The sequence below is a fragment of the Lederbergia citrisecunda genome (assembly GCF_018343695.1).
Lineage (GTDB): Bacteria > Bacillota > Bacilli > Bacillales > Bacillaceae_C > Lederbergia > Lederbergia citrisecunda.
In genome coordinates, this window is the sequence record NZ_JAGYPJ010000001.1 from 2150002 (window position 1) to 2169431 (window position 19430).

Genomic DNA, 19430 nt, shown 5'->3' on the forward strand with positions numbered 1-19430 from the left:
ACAATTCTCTAATTTAAAACCTTTAACATCAAAAGAACTTTTTTTGTTTAACTTAGTCTCAAAAAACACCCTCATTATTTGACTGAACTTAATGTCACACCCAATCCTTTCCTTAATATTAGGTAGACATCATACATCTTGTCGTAATTTCAATGTTGTATAAATCATTAATTGGGATGCGTTAGCTGAATTGCCTGTTTAAAATACTCATAGTATCCTTCCGCTTTTAGCTTTTCCAGAGTATTAACCTCGTAGCTTTGTATGGCAATGCAGAATGGTTTTTGATCGACGACTGGATATGCCATTAACATAATATAGTCATCTATTTTGTTCATAAAAATGGGGATATTGTTAACTTTATCAATTTCCTCAATTGATTGGGTGCCTTTTTGGGATCGATGTCCAACCATTTTATCGACAAAATCCTGATAAGAATTACTTGTTTCAAAATTCTCCATTAAAATGTTCCTTATATTCTCTTCTCCTTCGCCAGTCATTATATAATAAACCCCATCTGAAACCATAAGTGATACACTTTGATCTTGTGGTGTCATAGTTACTACAAGTTTTGGATCATAACCAAGATTAATTGTTTCCCATGACTTAGGCATAACAGTAGTGAATGTTTCTGATGAATTTTGAACAGTTGTCATATCTTCTGGAATTACATAATGGTGACCCGATTGATTCTGACTAGAAATAAAATGAAAAATCGTTATAAATGCAAGCATCAAACAGACGATACTGCCTGCAACATATTTAAATGTGGAAAAAGAAAAATGTGGTTTCGCTTTTTGTCTTTCTGGTAAGTTTTCAAGTGTATTAAGCATTATTTGTCTTACTGATTGCGGTATTTCAATTTGTTCCTTTTGAAATTGCTTTTTCAAATCATAATCAATTTTGTTACTATTCATTTTCCACACCCCTTTCGTCCTTATATAGATTAAGTATAGATAAGAGTCTATTACGGGCACGGTTTAATCTTGATTTGACGGTTCCTTCCCTTACTTTTAGTATTTGTGCAATTTCTTTAATTGAAAAGTCTTCATAGTAAAAAAGGATAAGTACAGAACGGTGTTTGTATTCCAGCTTAGATAGCGCTTCCTTAAGGTCGATAAATTCTTCTGTATTTTCTTCACTATATCCAAGATCGTCAACTGATTCTAACAAAATAGTTTTTTTTCGTTTTCTTAATATATCATTACATTCATTGATTAGTATTCTAGTAAGCCACGTTTTAAAATACTTAGGCTGTTTTAGATTAGTAATAGAATGATAACTCTTGAGAATTGTTTCTTGGATGGCATCTGCACAATCCGTGTCATCTCTTAAGATTCCTTTTGAAACACGGTACAAGGTAAGTTGGCATTCTTCAATCAAACGAGTAAACGCATTTTTATCTCCTTTTTGCGCTAAAAGTACATCCGATTCCAATTCACTCTCCCCCTTTCTGACCATTAGACTTCAATACTTGTAAAAGGTTCCATATATTTCTAATTTTATTAAATTTGTGAGATAAATTTAACCAGGTTTTGGGGGTATAGGATTCTTAAAGAAAGAAAAAAGTTGTCTTAGATAAAGAAATGAGTAGGAGGAGATGTTATGAGGAAGTATCTATTATTTTCTTGTGTAGTTATTTTTCATATTTTTCAATGGTGAAAAATATTTAATAAGTAATACGCGAGATGAAGCGATAGAATCTTTAGAAACAGATAGTTGAATTACTTTATCCCTTTAAACTAACATCCGTTAGGTCAATATCAAAAAGAATTCCATTTTTGACGGACGGATATTTAAGAAGAGCCATTGTTATTTAATAAGGCAAGATTATGTAGATTTATTCCTTGGAAAAATCCTAATAAGTTACGAAAGGGAATAGCTCCTTCTCTCTGAAAAAAAGTTGGGACATTCCCTAATTATATGCTACACTTTGTTTACCATTTGATTTACTGTTTTGAACTTCCCTACCCATTTATAGGTGGGGTCTTTTTATGATTTATGCAAAATAAAAGACAGACTCCACATTAAGAGTCTGTCTTTCGTTATTTTTGAAAATTAAGCTTTACGAACGTTTGCAGCTTGTGCTCCACGTTGACCTTGCTCAACATCAAAAGTTACTGCTTGGCCTTCTTCTAAAGTTTTGAAACCTTCGCCTTGAATCGCTGAGAAATGGACGAATACGTCTTCTCCACCTTCACGCTCGATGAAACCGAAGCCTTTTTCGCTGTTAAACCATTTTACTTTACCGTTTTCCATTTTTGTTGCCTCCTAGTGTGTTTACCACACAATGTATTACTATCCTTGCTCTCAGTGATTATCAAGAAGAAGTAAAAACTTATGCTATCATATACACCGAACAAAAATAATTCTCTTTTAGGATATCATTGTTTAATTGTATTTGCAAGGTAATTAATTAGTCTGCCTTCGCAACTTCATCTTCAACTCAAATCACCGTTTAGTTTTTTGTTTTTTTTACATTTTATATTATTTGTTTGAGTGTTACCTGCCATCCAAAAAGGAGCTGGAATGAACGCAAAGTGAGGTAATATTATAAGGTTTGAATAATTTATTTTCTTATTGAATATATTAATCATTTAATCCCTTTCCATTGAGGATTTGCTGCATATATTTTTCAACCCTTGACTCTCGAGTTTTGGATTGTTTGGCTGCAGAAAAATAAAGAACGTATGCTCTTTGTCGTCCCGGAGTCAATGCTTCAAAAGCCGTTTTCAAGGCAGGAATTTCATCGAATTTATTTTGAAGTTCTTCAGGAATGATGAAATCTGTATTCTTTTTGAAATTTACTTCCAAACCAGCTTTTTCCACTTCAATGGCTTCATAAATATAAGCTTTCAAGATGTCTTCCATTTCAACTATTTCTTGAACATTGGTGAACCGAATCTGGCGCGCCGCCTGTACATTCTCCGTTTGTTGAATTAGAATCCCATGTGGATCCTTTAACAAGGCACCTTTGTTAAACAGAAGCGCACAATATTCTTTAAATCCATGTATTAAAACGATGTTTTTTTTCTCAAACGTGTAACAAGGATGCATCCATTTAAATTCTTCATTCAGATCACAGTCAAGAATGATATTTCTCAATTTCTCATATTCTTCCTTCCACTTTCTGGCTTTACCTAAAAATTCATCAACCTTAGGATTCATTCTAATCTCTGTCATAAAGTAACCCCCTCTTCTATTTTTCAATTAGTTTACAGTCAGAATGATCATTATCAATTTCTCAAATTCTTTTTTGTTACTTTTTGGCTTTACTTTAATATTCCTCAACCTTAAATCATTTTCCATGACCCACTTGGCAAACTCGCATGAAACCTCTAAACCATGACCAAACTTTCTCGTTCGATTTCGTGTACTTAAAATCCAATATTAGTATTAAACTCATTCTTCTTACGCTTCTAATAGTTGGTTCAAACGCAATATTTTCATACTCCATAACTTGCTATAGAAAGCCACCCACTCTTGAATTTCTCACAGCAGAAAATGTTCCCCCTCCTACTTTTCGGTCTTTTACGAGACGAGCATCTTTCAAGATAACTAAGTGTTTGGAACGCCGTAGCCCCAATCGAACTGAGATGTCAATTCGTGAAGAAGTAATTCTTCAATGTCCACCAATAGACGAATCAGTTCACGTCGAGTCAGGTCGGCAACGACTACATATACTTCCCTCATTTTATTAATGGTCAAAAATAGCCTTCCCTTACTTTCGCATTATGAAAAGTCAGCGATTCGTATCCGATTTATAATAGGAGAATAATTGATGTCGTGTCAAGCTGATCTGGCTTGTAAAGATACGAAGAGCTTATGCCGCTACGAAAAGAAAAAGCTGCCGAAATGACAGCCCAATCTTCAACCCGTTAATGGACATTACCGCACTTTGCTTCCCAATAAACTTTATTTAATCTGTACACTAAGTTTACAGAGCTTTAATATTTCGATGATATGATTTGTTTACTAACAAATGAGGAGGCAGTATACATGAATGTGCGTGCAATATTTATTGATATGGATGGTACACTACTACAAGCCTCAAACAACATTTCCGGTCGAAATATGGAAGCCATTTATAGACTCATTAATCAGGGAGTCATGGTTTTTCTAGCTACTGGTCGACATTATGAAATAACCGCTCCTTACCATAAAGAAATTGGATTACGAACTCCAATGATCTGTTTGAATGGTGCGGCTATTCACGATGCAGAGACAGGAAGAGCTATGCAAATGAAAACCCTCCGACTGAACGAGGAACGATTCCACCATCTGACAGCTGAAAATCCTTGTAATGTTATTATTCATACAGCAAATGGGTTTTATTGTAAGGAAACAAATGAAGAAATAGACTATTGGATAAAAGTTGGGAAAATTCCACCACAGTATATTGGAGATTTAAGACAGGCAAAATACCAAGATGTGCTTAAATATAGTGTTCGAACAGATGCACCAAGTCCTGAATTATCCGCTTTGTTTAAAAAGGAAGCAGAAGTCATAAATTGGAATGACGGGTTTGAACTGGTTGCTCCTAATGTTTCCAAATGGTCTGCGATAAAAAGCTTACTTTTCGAGTTACGAATTAGTCCAAATGAAGTCGTAGCCATTGGAGACGGACCTAATGATATAGAGATGCTTCGTCATGTCGGCACTGGTGTCGCAATGGGGAACGCTAGCGAAGAGGTTAAAGCAGTAGCTGATTTTGTTACAGGACACCACGAAAATGATGGATTAGCCGAGTTTATAGAACGTTATCTTCATGAATCATATGTGGTTTAGGATTACTATAAAATAATTAATTGTTATAAAAAAGTGACAGGTGTGATCTATTTCGTTAGATTTCATACCTGTCATTTTTAATCATCTAACATTTTCGTTCATGTATTGGTTGGTTTTCATCAATATCAACTACTCTAGAATTACTAATTACTCCTAATTATCAATATTCGAACTGTTGCACACCTAATTAGGATGTTCATGGTATAATTACCCAAAAAGTTGGAGGTACTTTTGTATATGGGTAATATTCTATTTGTCATAATTTATTTACTTCTCCTTTTAGGAGCTGTTTCATTCATACTATTCATTAGAGCAATGCTTATTAATGCTAAGGCGAAAAATAGTGCTTCTGATGATATTAATAATAAATTAGATAGAATTATCCAATTGCTCGAAAAGCAAGATAAACAAATCTAAATTATTTTGATGCTCTGTAGGTTAGAGCATCTTTTTTTCATCTATTGCACATAATATGTCTGCTCCGAAACACACATTTTATTGATAGAATCACTATTAATTCATCTATCCAACCATATAATTAATTAATTATTGAAAGGAGGATAAAAAATGAAGCGTAATACTTTACACCACGACATAAAGAGCATAATGAGCGCGTTAGAGCATTCCATAGAAATCACGAAATTCAGATAAAACGGGGTAAAAATGGGAACGGGCTGTTGGCTAAATGGGAAAGAATATTTTATAACAAAGTAATCGTTCCTTTAAAAACTGTGAAATAATTTTTTGTATTTCTGTTCCATTTCGGAGCAGTTATTTTTTTTGAGAAATTTTGGTACTATTAACACAATCCAATGAATATTGGTCTAGAACAAATACTACTAAGAGTACAAGCACGAAAACTCCAGCCACCCCTACCTGATGCACCCTATTACTTATTATATTATGAATTGATTACCCCTGCTTATCTAATTGATATGTAGGAGACATTTCATTTTAATTCTAATTACCTTTAATAACATCTCATATGATTAATATTTGTAATACAATTATTGTATATAAAAATGAAATTGACTATTGTTAATTAAATTGGGAGTGATGTATTGAAGAGGTCAATTATTGGCGGTTTTTTAATGTTTAACGGAACTCTAATCTGTTTAACTATAATAATACTGGCTGTTAACTATTTTCCCAAAGTCAGTGAATATAGAGGAACTGAACTATGGTTTATTATTTTTGGTGCAACAGATATAGATAATGCACAAAGTTTATATTTAGGCATCCCATTCTCCGCCGGAATCATCTCATTCTTTTTAGGATTTATCGTTTTGATATTTGAATATTTCAGTAAAGATAAAGATAAGCTTTAGTACTTTTCGATTCATATTCGTACTGCGAAGAAAATACACTAAATTTCTCATTGTCTAATATTTTTTCTTAGATGTTCCATCAATATTGATCTGTATAACTCCCTAGAAACATTAAAATCATATCAAATAAGGATTTTGTCATAGTCTATTAATGTATTTCCATAAGTATAATAAAATGATCTTAATACAAAGGGGTTGTTCCTTATGAGTCTACGCATCTCCAACATTGATATTGCACCAGATGCACTGAAGATTATGTTAGATATGGAGAAGTACACTAAGAAGTCTTCAATTAATCAAACTACTAGAGAGTTGATCAAAATTAGGGCTTCTCAAATTAACGGTTGTGCAAATTGTATCAATATGCATACATCCGATGCTCGTAAGTTGGGGGAAACGGAACAAAGAATTTATTGTTTAAATGCCTGGGAAGAATGCGATTTTTATTCACCTGAAGAAAAAGTTGCTTTAGAACTTACTGAGCATATTACCTTGATACCAACAAAACGAGTTCCTGATGACTTACACAACCGTGTCCGAGAACATTATGATGAGAAACAATATGTTGATCTAATTCTTATTATTAATCAAATAAACAGTTGGAATAGACTCTCTATTGCTTTGGGTCAAACACCAACAAAGATTTAATTTTCTTAACTTTACGAACATCCTATGATGTTCTTTTTTTTATTTATTTTGTTGTACAATTTTTACCAAAACGAGTTTTCTAACATATCAGAGCAAGGCAAAATACATTTTAGTAAATACCCTCCCTAAAAATGCCTTGCTATATAATTTTATAAAATAGCTAATATTCAAGTTTAATAACCCCAATGACATAGTATTTAAAAAGCTGCTGCTCTAATTGCACAACCGCTATTAGTTATTATGATAAGGATTTGGACTTGTATTTTTCGTTATGTAATCAATTAAAAAATCCCTATCCTCTGGAAATGATAATTTTAGAGTCTTTATTTCATCTGTATTTTTCCATGCAATATCGTAAATTAGATTATCTGGATCTTGAATTATTCTTTTTCCACCAACTATCCTTACAAAAAAATAATGAACTTCAAAAGTTATATTAAGATGTTCATAACTTCCTCTTTTTATCTTTATTTCTTCAATAATTTTTGCAGAATACCCCGTTTCTTCTTCAATTTCTCTAATACAACATTCTTCGAACGTTTCCTCATGTTCTTTTCCTCCCGATGGAATAGACCATGTTTTTTCTTCTTCAGGTTTTCCTTGTAAGACCATTAATAGTTCATTTTTCTCATTTATACATACGCCTGATGAACCAAACCATTCTTGCATAATAAATAACCTCCTTTGTTACTTATTAACTGTTTAACTAATACTTTTCTTATGAAGTCCCTTCTTCCAACTAGTCTCCTGTAATATTCTAGTACGCTATTCTGTATTACTACTTATAATCCTTCTTTCATTAACTTTTAGTTGAACAAGAAATTATTTAATAACTCATATGATTTGTTACAAAAATAGTCTCTTTCTAATATTAGTTTTATCTCCTTTTGGAGAAGATTGTAAATGAATGCCCAACTTTAAAAGGGAGGATGATGATGAAAGCACTCGTATTTGAAAAGTTTGGCGGACCTGAAGTACTTCAATACAAAGATATTCCTGACCCGATCATAAAGGAAAAGGAATTGTTAGTACGAATGAAAGTAATTGGTCTGAATTTCGCTGATATATACAGAAGAAAAGGAAATTATCATTTAGTAGGGACCCCTCCATACATATTGGGATATGAAGGATCAGGTATCGTGGAGCAAGTTGGTAAAGATACCACGAAATATAAAGTTGGTGACCGTGTTGGATTTGCAGATGTGCCGTTCGCCAACGCTGAGCTTGTCGCAGTACCTGAAGAAAGAGCGATCCCATTACCTGAAAAAATATCATTTGAAACGGCATCCTCTGTTTTATTGCAAGGTTTAACAGCACAATACTTAACAAAAGACAGTTATGAAATTAAAGATGGAGATACCATCCTCATTCATGCTGCAGCTGGTGGAGTCGGTCAAAATCTCATTCAAATATGTAAACAACTAGGCGGGAAAGTGATCGGTCTTACTTCCTCAGTGGAAAAGTCCAAAACTGCATTATCACTGGGAGCAGATCATGTCTTTTTATACAAAGAAGAGTGGGCTCAAAAAGTAAAAGAAGTAACAGATGGGCTTGGTGTAAATGTTGTATATGATTCAGTAGGCTCTACTTTAAAGAGTAGCTTTGAGGCTTTAATAATCGGCGGGACTGTTGTATTTTTTGGAATGTCTGGAGGCAATCCTGATCCAGTAGATCCACGTATGCTTATGGACACTTCCAAAACCTTGACCGGAGGCGACCTGTGGAATGTCCTGACTTCCTATGAAGAAAGAAAAGCACGATCGCTACAGCTATTTGACTGGATAACAAAAGGAAAATTAAAAATAACTAAGCCAACTATTTTTCGTTTAGAAAACGGTTCAAAAGCACATTTATTACTAGAGAGTCGAAAAAGTATAGGAAAGATATTATTGAAACCTTGAACTTTCCCCCACTTAGCTAACGCTTGAAGTGGGGGATACCTGCGAACACCAGTGTAACTGCCAATTATCTTTCAGGGTCTAACTATCGCTCCGACGGTCAATTTGGTTGTTTTTTATAATACGTACGAAATACCTCTTCCATCATAAGATAATCTTTTGAATAAGCTGATTGGTAAGCAGAATGATTTCCTTCATTTGGAGTGATTTCCATACGAAATTGATTACTGATCTTATCAATGGCTTCTTGTTCATCACGATATATTCCACTGCCAATACCGGCCGCCATAGCAGCACCTAATAAAGTGGACTCGCTTATATCAGGAATAGAATATGTACATCCTGACACATCTGCTTTAATTTGCATCCAATATTTATTTTTCGTACCACCACCTACTGCCACTACCTTCGTAATCTCTTTTCCTGCAATTTCTTCAGCAGCTTTTTGAATTAATTTCAGTTGATAAGCGGTACCCTCGAGCATTGACTTAATGATGTCTTTTCTCCCATGGTTTTTCTCTAAACCGATAAAAGCAGCTTTCGCATAAGGATTAGGATTCGGTGCCCCACTTCCAGATAAATAAGGAAAATATAATATTCCCGTCGGTCCTTCTGAAGCTTCCTCGAGCAAACGAAGCATTTCGTCATATGTTAATTGAGTTTCTGAAACTTGAGATCGTATCCATTCGATTGAACCACCTGAAGAAGGATTTCCCCCCATCCAAAAATAACGGTCTTTCACGACGTGGCATCCATAAGATAAACCTGATTTGAATTCCTTTTCTCCAAGTTTGCGCTCCTTAAAAGCTCCGACTAACGTTTCAGCCGTCCCCATTGAATCAAGAACCGTTTCAGGGTTAACCGCTCCAACAGCCAAAGCTGCACAAACGTGATCATGACCTGAAACAGCTACAGGTGTCCCTTTTGACAACCCGTATTCAATACAATCTTGGTTATTTACCTCTCCAATTGGTGTGCCAGCAAGCTGAGCATCAGGAAATAATGTTTCTTCTAAACCGAATGTATTTAACCAAGGAGCATCCCATATTTTCTCATCGATTCGAAATCCATATGTTCTCGCTGCAAGTGAATAATCTGTTCCAAATTCTCCTGTTAGTTTAAAAGCAATAAAATCCGATGCAGATAGCCAAACGGCATCCTTTGTAATATCAGAATCATGCTTTTTTAACCATAATATCTTTGGCAACCCATATTTAAAGCTCGGCGGCAAACCTGATTTGGAAAAGCGCTCGATTGGATCGGATGACTTAAAAATGTACTCTGTTTCCTCCATTGCTCGTTTATCGAACCACGGAATCATTTCGGTTTTAGGCAATTTAGACTTTCTATCTATAAGCAGCCCTGTTTCTGCCATACTTGTAATACCTATGACTGCAACAGATTGTTTATAATCCACTATCGCTTCTTTTATATTCGCAGAAACAATTTCCCATATTTCGTTTGGATCATAAAAAGCTTGGCCATTCTCTCGATAATGGGCTTTTGTCGCTCTGCTAACGATTTTCATACATTTACCAGTTTCATCAAATACAGCTGCCTTACAATTTGTAGTCCCTATATCAATCCCTAGTAGCATCTTCATGAATCATACCTCCAACATTTTTCAACACTTTTTCTCATTAGGATTTATTGACAAGTTAAACACGTCCTAACCTATATACTCTAAAAAATGTCACTTTGCTAATAATGCCCCTTCTCTCTCATTTTCTTTCCTTAAATATTGTGAGATTACGTGATTCACATACATATGAACATCCTCTACTACTCCATAATCACTTGATGGAATAACAAGCGAAATATCCGAAAGAACTTTCATTCTTCCTCCTTTTTCTCCTACTAATGATATTACCTGTGCCCCAGAATCTTTTGCATATTGAAATGCTCGGACTACATTTTCAGAGTTTCCTGATACAGAGAGGCCAATGACGATATCGCCGGGATTTAAGAAATTTTTTAGCTGTTCCACGAAAATATCCGAATAACTCATATCATTCCCATAGGCTGTCATAAGAGGGACTTGGTCCGTTAAACTAAATATACGTAACCTTTTAACCCCATTCACATTAACTCCTTTTCCAAGATCACATGCCCAGTGAGATGCTGAAGCAGCACTTCCGCCATTACCCATTACAAAAATTTGTTGATTATTTTCAGTTGAGTTTTTAATTTTCTCGTAAATTTTTTCAATAACATTAATATCTAGCTGTTGAATCACATTTAACCATTCAGCTTGATATTCAATATAGTAGGATCGAAACAATTATGCTCAGCTCCTTATCATTCATTTGCATATATCAAACTAGCAGCACCAATTAACCCTGCTTCATAACCAAGTGCCGTCTTTAAAATAGGTATGTTTTTATTCTTTTCATCTATGACGGCTGAATGAAATGTATTGCGTATATGTGGTTCAAGTAGGTCTAATGATAAACTAACTCCACCACCGATAATAATCGCCCCGGGATTTAATACATTTGCTGCATAAGAAAATGCTCGACCTATGTACTCGCCAGCTTGTCTATAAATGTCTAAGGCTATTTTATTTCCATAATAGGCTAATTGTGCAACGTTTTTAGCTGTTGCTGGAATAAGCTTCTCCTTCTCCGCCATCTTTGCAATTGCTGTACCTGATGCGTGTGCCTCTAAGCATCCACTATTGCCACATCCACAAAGATTCCCATTCTCCCATTCAACTACTAAATGCCCAATCTCTCCTGCAATGAAATGCTCTCCCTCGTAAATGTTGCGGTTAATAATAATTCCACCGCCAATCCCAGTGCTGATCGTTACCCAAAGGAAATTTTGAAATTTCTTTCCTTTTCCAAATACAAGTTCTCCTAATGCACACGCGTTTACATCATTTGCAATTCGAATCGGTATTCCTGGCCATTTTTCTTGAAGATTATTTTTAACAGGAACATTTTTCCAACCAGAATACGGTGCATGGAGCAATAATCCTTTATTTGGATCCGCTAATCCCGGCACATTCACACCAATCCCATATAATGATTGATCATTAATGCCTATTTGTTTCATACAATTACTCAAAGTTTCTATACATTTTTCAATATGAGTTTTGGGATCATCTTTGATATCGGTTGGAAATTGTTGACTAACCAAAATGCTTCCAGAGTGATCCACTAGACCTATCAGAGTCTTTGTTCCACCAATATCTATTCCCGCCACTATTTTTGGATAATACATGCTTTCTCACTCCTAACATTAGGTTTTTTCAATCTGTTATGTCCAACTTTAAAATTTAATAGTCTTTGTATAAACATGTTTATCATCACTAAAGGTCTAATAGACGATGATTCTAGTGACTTTATTCTATTAGTATATGTTTGCGCTATCATTGTCAACGAAAAAATATTTTTAAATTAGCAAGATTTCAACTATTTTTAATATTCCTTTTCCACTATTAAAAGCCATAAAGCTGCCAATCTTGTAGCATTATGGATGATGAGTCTACAACTTCTCTACGTTCTGTGGATTTGCTGTAATATATGTGCCACTTTTTAATGCGTACATTTTCGAACCATTTACTGTAAGCGTGTCAACTACCGTAAACACATCCCCTATTTTTACAGTTCCTTCACGAGCATTCCAGTCCGGTTTGTTGTAGTACCACAATTCATTTGCCTTCACTTTGATTAGGAATGTATTTTGAGGTTTTGTCCTCGTATTATTTTTGGAGTTTATCCAGCTGCCAGGGCTTCCTTTTACTTTCGTTACGTTAATCATTCCCTCGAATCGGTTGAAAACGAAATAATCTCCTTTTTCTACCTTGGTTTTCTTATTTACTTCCGCTTTTGCGTCTGCTGCTGTGTAGTAGCCATCTAATGTTTTATTTACTTTGTACCTTTCATTACTCATTTCTCCCTTAGACGAAGAAACAACCGACACTTGTTCCGCACTTTTCTTCCTTAAATTCAACGCTTTTTCTAATCCGTTTGCATGACCTCTCGCTATCTTGTCCAAAAAAGAGGATTGACTTAATTGGTTTACATCGTGTGCATTGTCAATGAAACCATTTTCGGTTAATACGCTTTGCATATGAGATTCTCGAACCATATGAAAATCAGCTTCTTTTTTTCCACGATCCATAAATCCAGTCGCTTTTATTACTTCGTTGTGGAGGATATTACGTTTTTGGTTTGTAGCAGTTCGACTAGGGAAATTTCCTATATAAATAAAGCTTTCAAAACCTGTCCCCCCACTCGCGTTAATATGGATAGATAGTAAAAAATCCGCTTTCCAAACATTTGCTGTATTAGTTCTTGCCTTTAAGGATACGCTTTGATCACCTGTACGGCTCATCTTTACTTGTACATCGTCGTATTCAAGTAATAATATTTTTTCAATTCTTTTGGCAATGTTTAACGTCAAATCTTTCTCGCGTAATCCAAATCCAGTGGCTCCAGAGTCAGAACCGCCGTGTCCCGGGTCAATAAAGATTTTCACCACATTGATCTTCTCCTTCGTATTTAATTATCACGATTGAAAGTAAACTCATTGGCAATTTCTCTAGTATGATTCAAACTTCATCCCCATCTATTTCAATGATATGAATACACTGCGATTACGGGTACGGTTAGCAAACAAAAAACAACCGACTACCATGAATGGTAATCGGTTGTCTAAATAAGTATTATGAATATTATTGGCTGTATTGTTGACTTTCTTTTCTTTTTATTTCCATTCTTTTATTCGTAAAATAACCTGCAAGTAGGATCAGTACCGTAATGCATGCGATTGTAATATAAGTCATAAGTCCTTCAGAGATGCCTATCAGCTCATCAATATGCTTGTCCTTCATTAGCATTTCTCCTGCTGTCCATGCTAAAATACCAGACCCTGCATAAGCAATCCAATGATATTTATCCATTACCTTTACGATAAACTTTGAGCCGAAAATCATAATCGGAATACTGATAGCAACTCCTACAGCGATCATAACCACGTGACCGTCAGCTGCGCCAGCTACTGCTACCACATTATCCAAGCTCATGACAGCGTCCGCCATGATGATCGTTCCTACCGCCCTCATAAATCCATTATGTGATGAAATGTGCGTCCCATCATTTCCACCAACAAGAACAGTGTATGCAATCCATAGAAGCAATACACCACCAATAATATTAACAAAGGGAATCTGCAATAACCAAACGATGATGATAGCGAATAATATTCGCAAAATTACTGCTCCAGCTGTTCCCCATATAATAGCCTTATTTTGTAGTTCCTTCGGTAAGTTTCTAGTCGCCATTGCAATTACAATTGCATTATCACCTGATAATACAATATCGATCGCGATAATTTTCAATAATGCGATGATGGCTGCCGAGGTAAACGTAATTCCTAGTATCGAAGCTATATCCATATTCGTTTCCTTCCTTCTAAGGAATTTAACTTCAATAGTATATCATATTTTCTATAACGCTACTATTCGTACGTTAAAATTGGAAATAATATAGGATATTTGCATTTTACTAATTTTATGCTCCACGGCTGAACTTTTTTCTCGGAACTGCTATAGATAAAATATTGTCAATCTTAAAGAGTCTTTGTTTTCCACGCAAATAACAGAAGGCCTTAAATGATGATTCTCCAATAGCCAAAACCTTGATTGTCCTTTGTGTTAAAACCTTTTTATCCGATAAATAAATCATTTCTAATTTAATTCCGGATGTCAAAGATTCCGCAAGAAGCTTTCTCATCTAAAAACCTCCTTTTGAAAACATTATAGAACAGACGTTCGTATTTATCAATGGTGTTTTAAAAAGATAATATTGTTTCTAATTCTTTTACTAAGTCTTTTCCCATTTGGATATAATCTTCATCAAGGTTTCCATCAGGATCTTCGGGTTCGGAAAATTGATTGAACGAAGCGGACATATAAGTACTATCAGCATGGTCATCTAACCCCTTTTGATATACATGCTCTAGAACAAAAGGAGTTCCTAACTGGACAATGACTCCTGGGGTATCAAGCTCACCATGAACAGCTGTAAACGGAACTCGCAAAAATTGATATCCGCCGTCATCAGCCATTTTATAATCAAAAAATCCACGGTCATAATCCCAGTTACCGCCAATGACATAACCCTTAGGTTTCAAAAGTTGTTCCAGCTTATGTAAATTAAATTCTCTTCCTTCTATCGTTGAATTTATTTCATGCACTTTTCAATCACTCCTTCGTTTTCCAACTATTATTCCTTGGAATACGAAGGGTTATTCTAAAGAAAAATAAAAGAGCACCTACATCGTTGTAGGTGCATCGTAGTTATTTTAATCTTTTTTCTAATTTTGCTTTTATCTCTTCGAATCCTGGTTTTCCAAGAAGAGCAAACATATTGACTTTATATGCTTCTACTCCAGGCTGGTCGAATGGATTAACGCCTAGTAAATATCCACTAATGGCACATGCTTTCTCAAAGAAATATACAAGATATCCAAAAGTGTAAGCGTCCATTGAAGGAATTTCTACTACTAAATTGGGAACCCCGCCATCAGTATGAGCTAAAAGCGTTCCTTCAAATGCTTTATCATTCACGAAATCAACCGTTTTGCCTTCTAAATAGTTTAATCCGTCCAAATCGCCTTCTTCACTTTCGATGACAAGCTCGTGGCGTGGATTCTTTACCTTAATGACTGTTTCAAACAAATCACGACGACCTTCTTGAACGTATTGACCAAGTGAATGGAGGTCTGTAGAAAAATTGGCTGATGCTGGGAAAATTCCTTTCTGATCCTTCCCTTCACTTTCTCCAAATAATTGCTTCCACCACTCAGAAAAATATTGCAAACCTGGTTCATAGTTAATGAGCATTTCAATGGTTTTTCCTTTATTGTATAAAACATTACGAATCGCAGCATATTGATAAGAAATATTTTTATTAAGCTCAGGGGAGCTAAATTCGTCTCGAGCATCCGCTGCACCTTTCATCATGTCTTCAATCTCGACTCCACTCACTGCAATAGGAAGCAGCCCGACAGCTGTTAAAACAGAATATCGTCCCCCAACATCATCAGGGATTACAAACGATTCGTATCCTTCTTCATTTGCTAATGTCTTTAATGCACCTTTTTCTTGATCAGTCGTAGCGTAAATGCGTTTTTTAGCTTCTTCACTTCCGTACTTTTCTTCTAAAAGTTTGCGGAAAATACGGAAAGCAAGCGCTGGTTCCGTTGTTGTTCCAGATTTAGAAATGACATTGATTGAAAAATCTTTTCCATCAAGTAAATCCATTAAATCTTTCATATAGGTTGAGCTAATGTTATTTCCCACAAAAATGACTTGTGGAGTTTTACGCTTTTCAGATGAAAGAGCATTATAAAAGCTATGATTAAGCATTTCAATAGCAGCGCGCGCACCTAGATAAGATCCACCAATTCCGATAACAAGTAAGACATCGCTATCTTCTTTGATTTTTTCGGCCGCTTTTTTTATGCGGGAGAATTCTTCTCGATCATACTCATGCGGAAGGTCCACCCAACCAGTATAATCATTTCCAGCTCCTGTTTTTTCATGTAATTGCTTATGAGCTGTTTCCACTGCCGCTTGCAAATATGTAATTTCATGTTCACCGAAAAAAGATAATGCTTTAGAGTAATCAAACTTAAGATGTCCCATCACTTTTCCTCCTTATGTACAAAATCTATATGGTATACTCTAGCCGAACAAGGGAAGATTTTCAAGAAATTAATGATATTGGCGTAAAACGTCTTAACTTGTCGCGAAGGTCAAATAAAATACCACAGTGCATCTTGATATGCTCCCCTTATGGTAGACAGATTAAAAAATAAAAATCTGACTACCAAAAGGGGAGCATTTTTTGTGTCTAAAAGAGCTTTCACAGCAGAGTATAAGTATAAAGTAATAAAAGCATGCGAAGATGGAAAATGGACATTAACCGAAATCTCTAAGAAGTACCAGGTAAATATATCCACAATTAATGAGTGGAAATATAAATTTGATAAATATGGTACCGAAGGTCTTAAAGAGTCATCATCTTGGAAAAGGTACAGTAAAGAATTAAAACTAGCTGCTGTCAGGGATTATCATTCAGGCGAATACTCTCTTCGAGAGATTGTGAGAAAGTACAATATCTCGGATAACTCTGTCCTCAGAGAATGGATTAACAAGTATAATAGTCATAGAGAATTAAAGGATACGTCGAAAGGAAGAACGATCTCTATGACTAAAGGGAGAAAAACTACTTGGGATGAACGGATACAAATAGTGCTGGATTTCTTGGGGAACGGTAAAGATTATCAAAAAACAGCTGAGAAGTTTGAAGTTTCTTATCAACAAGTGTATCAGTGGGTTAAGAAGTATGAAGATGGCGGAGATGAGGCACTTAAAGATAAACGTGGAAGAAAGAAGGAAGAAGCTGAGCTAACGCCAGAAGAGAAAATCAAACTTCAGATGAAAAAGTTAGAAAGAGAAAATGAACGTTTACGTGCGGAGAACTTATTCTTAAAAAAGTTAGAGGAGATCGAAAGGAGGCGAAAGTAAGCCGAATCCGATTTGAAACTATTTATATCGCTATTCATGAGGTTCATGTGAAGGAAGATTTGAGTCTTTTCTTGCTTTGTAAAATCGCTGGTATTTCAAGAGCTGCTTACTATAAGTGGCTTAAACGTACACCATCTGCAAGAGAACTTCAGAATGATGAAATTATAAAAGAGATGAAGGCTCTCCATGAAAAAGTGGGGGGCATTTATGGCTATCGTAGAATGATGTTGAACATAAATCGAAAATTCGAGCAGAACTTCAACCACAAACGTTATTATAGGCTGATGAGGGTTGCTGGTTTACAATCCATCATACGGAAAAAGAAGAAACGTTATAAGCGTTCTATCCCCCAACATGTTGCGGAGAATGTATTAAATCGTGACTTCAAAGCTGAAAAGCCCAATGAAAAATGGGTAACTGATGTCACAGAATTTAAATATGGTCCATCAAAGAAAGCTTATTTAAGCGCTATTCTTGACCTGTATGATGGCTCAATTGTTAGCTATGTTTTAGGACATTCCAATAATAATAACCTTGTGTTTAAAACACTTGATCAAGCTACAAAACAATTGGACGAGAATCATCCACTTATTCATAGTGATCGTGGATTCCAATATACCTCTCATGGCTTTAAACGTAGAATTGATAAAGCAGAGATGACACAGAGTATGTCACGAGTTGGTAGGTGTATCGATAATGGACCGATGGAATCTTTTTGGGGTACACTCAAATGCGAGAAGTATTATCTAGATAAGTACGAGACATTTGAAGACCTCTCTAAAGCGATAAATGAATACATTCGTTTTTATAATCATGAAAGATATCAAAAACGACTAAACGGCCTTAGCCCTATGGAATTTAGAGCTAACGCCGCTTAGATTAGTTTTTATTATTTCCACTGTCTACTTGACAGGGGGCAGTTCATCTTCACTGTGGTATTTTCATCTCTAAATTTATACCCATCCTCTGAAACGGGAAGCTTCCGCTACGTTACGTAATCCAACCATATAAGCAGCAAGGCGCATATTTACTCTTCGACTTTCAGCAATATTGTATACATTCTCAAATGCTTCAACAAGCTTCGTACGAAGTTTTTCGTTTACTTCATCTTCTGTCCAATAATATCCTTGGTTGTTTTGAACCCATTCGAAATAAGAAACAGTAACCCCACCTGCACTCGCCAACACATCCGGTACAAGTAAAATTCCTCTTTCACTTAATATTCTCGTTGCTTCCTCCGTCGTTGGACCATTTGCGGCTTCAACGACGATAGATGCTCTAATATTAGGTGCATTTTCTGAAGTTATTTGATTTGCTACTGCAGCAGGAACAATGATGTCGCAATCGAGTTCAAATAGTTCTTTATTTGTTATTGTATTATCAAATAAAGTTGTTACTGTACCGAAGCTATCTCTACGATCTAATAAATAGTCGATATCCAGACCATCAGGATCATGAAGAGCCCCGTAGGCATCAGAGATCCCTACAATTTTTGCTCCCGCATCATATAAGAACTTAGAAAGATAGCTTCCTGCATTTCCAAATCCTTGAATAACGATTCTAGCATTTTTTAAATCGATTCCTCGTTTTTTAGCAGCTTCTTCAATACAAATCGTTACACCTTGAGCAGTAGCCTTTTCCCTACCTTGCGAACCACCAAGCACAATTGGCTTTCCAGTAATAAAGCCTGGAGAATCATTTTCACGGAGTCGACTATATTCATCCATCATCCAAGCCATGATTTGTGAATTTGTGTAAACGTCAGGAGCCGGGATATCTTTTGTCGGACCAACAATTTGGCTGATGGCACGAACATAACCACGACTAAGGCGTTCAATTTCGCCCATAGACATTGTCCTTGGGTCGCATATAATTCCACCTTTACCTCCACCGTAAGGCAGATTAACGATTCCACATTTAATACTCATCCACATCGACATTGCTTTTACTTCTTCTTCCGTGACATCTGGATGAAAACGGACACCACCTTTTGTAGGTCCAACTGAATCATTGTGTTGTGCACGAAAACCTGTGTAAATGTTAACAGATCCATCATCCATCCTTACAGGAATTCGTACTGTTAACATTCTCATTGGTTCTTTTAAAAGTTCGTACATCTCCTCACCGAAACCAAGCTTATGGAGGCCATCTTTAATTACCTCTTGCGTTGATGTAAATAGGTTAAGATTTTCTGCCATCGTTTTTTTTCGCCTCTTTATTTTGTAATCA

The 19430-nt window shown here is 35.6% G+C and carries 21 protein-coding genes; 6 read left to right on the top strand and 15 right to left on the bottom strand.

Annotated elements, in window-relative coordinates; translation table 11 throughout:
• Window positions 1-167: 167 nt before the first annotated feature.
• From KHA93_RS10800 to KHA93_RS23845, 5 genes are all read right to left on the bottom strand, one after another.
• Window positions 168-914 carry a hypothetical protein gene (locus KHA93_RS10800; RefSeq protein WP_213110730.1) on the bottom strand — a complete coding sequence of 249 codons (747 nt, stop codon included), beginning with the start codon at window positions 912-914 and terminating at the stop codon, window positions 168-170.
• Window positions 907-1434 (bottom strand): sigma-70 family RNA polymerase sigma factor, encoded by a 528-nt coding sequence (locus KHA93_RS10805; RefSeq protein ID WP_213110731.1) that lies wholly within the window; start codon window positions 1432-1434, stop codon window positions 907-909. Before KHA93_RS10805 ends, KHA93_RS10800 begins: the two co-directional genes overlap by 8 nt.
• A 621-nt stretch (window positions 1435-2055) precedes the next feature.
• Complete coding sequence (locus KHA93_RS10810) at window positions 2056-2256, bottom strand: cold-shock protein (protein WP_026574136.1); 201 nt, start codon at window positions 2254-2256, stop codon at window positions 2056-2058.
• Between the two features lie 330 nt (window positions 2257-2586).
• Window positions 2587-3180, bottom strand: coding sequence for a YdeI/OmpD-associated family protein (locus KHA93_RS10815; RefSeq protein WP_213110732.1), 594 nt, complete (start codon window positions 3178-3180; stop codon window positions 2587-2589).
• 375 nt (window positions 3181-3555) lie between these two features.
• On the bottom strand, window positions 3556-3705 hold the full coding sequence (locus tag KHA93_RS23845; RefSeq protein WP_432806311.1) for a hypothetical protein: 150 nt from the start codon (window positions 3703-3705) through the stop codon (window positions 3556-3558).
• A gap of 291 nt (window positions 3706-3996) precedes the next feature.
• Here KHA93_RS23845 and KHA93_RS10825 point away from each other — a divergent pair, with 291 nt between their 5' ends.
• From KHA93_RS10825 to KHA93_RS10840, 4 genes are all read left to right on the top strand, one after another.
• On the top strand, window positions 3997-4785 hold the full coding sequence (locus KHA93_RS10825) for an HAD family hydrolase (protein WP_213110733.1): 789 nt from the start codon (window positions 3997-3999) through the stop codon (window positions 4783-4785).
• A gap of 237 nt (window positions 4786-5022) precedes the next feature.
• Entirely contained in the window at window positions 5023-5202 is a 180-nt protein-coding gene (locus tag KHA93_RS10830; protein WP_213110734.1) for a DUF4083 family protein, read from the top strand.
• A gap of 644 nt (window positions 5203-5846) precedes the next feature.
• Complete coding sequence (locus KHA93_RS10835) at window positions 5847-6113, top strand: hypothetical protein (protein WP_213110735.1); 267 nt, start codon at window positions 5847-5849, stop codon at window positions 6111-6113.
• Window positions 6114-6317: 204 nt separating this feature from the next.
• Complete coding sequence (locus tag KHA93_RS10840) at window positions 6318-6761, top strand: carboxymuconolactone decarboxylase family protein (protein ID WP_213110736.1); 444 nt, start codon at window positions 6318-6320, stop codon at window positions 6759-6761.
• Between the two features lie 231 nt (window positions 6762-6992).
• Here KHA93_RS10840 and KHA93_RS10845 read toward each other — a convergent pair whose 3' ends face one another.
• A complete protein-coding gene (locus tag KHA93_RS10845; RefSeq protein ID WP_213110737.1) occupies window positions 6993-7430 on the bottom strand; it encodes an NUDIX hydrolase in 438 nt (145 codons plus the stop codon).
• A gap of 266 nt (window positions 7431-7696) precedes the next feature.
• On the opposite strand from KHA93_RS10845, the gene KHA93_RS10850 reads away from it, so the two are divergent.
• Window positions 7697-8662 (top strand): quinone oxidoreductase family protein, encoded by a 966-nt coding sequence (locus tag KHA93_RS10850; protein WP_213112878.1) that lies wholly within the window; start codon window positions 7697-7699, stop codon window positions 8660-8662.
• Between the two features lie 97 nt (window positions 8663-8759).
• Here the strand turns inward: KHA93_RS10850 and KHA93_RS10855 are convergent, their stop codons facing one another.
• The 8 genes from KHA93_RS10855 to KHA93_RS10895 all read right to left on the bottom strand — a co-directional run bounded on the left by KHA93_RS10855 (window position 8760) and on the right by KHA93_RS10895 (window position 16316).
• A complete protein-coding gene (locus KHA93_RS10855; protein WP_213110738.1) occupies window positions 8760-10262 on the bottom strand; it encodes an FGGY-family carbohydrate kinase in 1503 nt (500 codons plus the stop codon).
• A 90-nt stretch (window positions 10263-10352) separates the two neighbouring features.
• The gene (locus tag KHA93_RS10860; RefSeq protein WP_213110739.1) at window positions 10353-10940 is read right to left on the bottom strand and encodes an SIS domain-containing protein; all 588 of its coding nucleotides are present in this window, start codon (window positions 10938-10940) and stop codon (window positions 10353-10355) included.
• Between the two features lie 17 nt (window positions 10941-10957).
• Complete coding sequence (locus KHA93_RS10865; RefSeq protein WP_213110740.1) at window positions 10958-11884, bottom strand: ROK family protein; 927 nt, start codon at window positions 11882-11884, stop codon at window positions 10958-10960.
• Window positions 11885-12148: 264 nt separating this feature from the next.
• Window positions 12149-13147: an N-acetylmuramoyl-L-alanine amidase gene (locus KHA93_RS23850; RefSeq protein ID WP_432806312.1), complete on the bottom strand. Its 999-nt coding sequence runs from the start codon at window positions 13145-13147 to the stop codon at window positions 12149-12151.
• Between the two features lie 193 nt (window positions 13148-13340).
• Complete coding sequence (locus tag KHA93_RS10880; RefSeq protein ID WP_213110741.1) at window positions 13341-14063, bottom strand: TerC family protein; 723 nt, start codon at window positions 14061-14063, stop codon at window positions 13341-13343.
• 115 nt (window positions 14064-14178) lie between these two features.
• Window positions 14179-14400 carry a hypothetical protein gene (locus tag KHA93_RS10885; RefSeq protein ID WP_213110742.1) on the bottom strand — a complete coding sequence of 74 codons (222 nt, stop codon included), beginning with the start codon at window positions 14398-14400 and terminating at the stop codon, window positions 14179-14181.
• A 58-nt stretch (window positions 14401-14458) separates the two neighbouring features.
• Window positions 14459-14863 (bottom strand): YugN-like family protein, encoded by a 405-nt coding sequence (locus KHA93_RS10890; protein WP_213110743.1) that lies wholly within the window; start codon window positions 14861-14863, stop codon window positions 14459-14461.
• A 103-nt stretch (window positions 14864-14966) separates the two neighbouring features.
• Window positions 14967-16316, bottom strand: a complete 1350-nt coding sequence (locus KHA93_RS10895) for a glucose-6-phosphate isomerase (RefSeq protein ID WP_213110744.1) — start codon at window positions 16314-16316, stop codon at window positions 14967-14969.
• Window positions 16317-16520: 204 nt separating this feature from the next.
• Between KHA93_RS10895 and KHA93_RS10900 the strand changes: the two genes are divergently transcribed.
• A protein-coding gene (locus KHA93_RS10900; protein ID WP_432806308.1) for an IS3 family transposase occupies window positions 16521-18079 on the top strand; the annotation gives its coding sequence in 2 pieces (ribosomal slippage) (window positions 16521-17154 and window positions 17154-18079; 1560 coding nt in all).
• A 75-nt stretch (window positions 18080-18154) separates the two neighbouring features.
• On the opposite strand, the gene KHA93_RS10905 is transcribed toward KHA93_RS10900, so the two are convergent.
• Window positions 18155-19399 carry a Glu/Leu/Phe/Val family dehydrogenase gene (locus KHA93_RS10905; RefSeq protein WP_213112879.1) on the bottom strand — a complete coding sequence of 415 codons (1245 nt, stop codon included), beginning with the start codon at window positions 19397-19399 and terminating at the stop codon, window positions 18155-18157.
• Window positions 19400-19430: the final 31 nt, after the last annotated feature.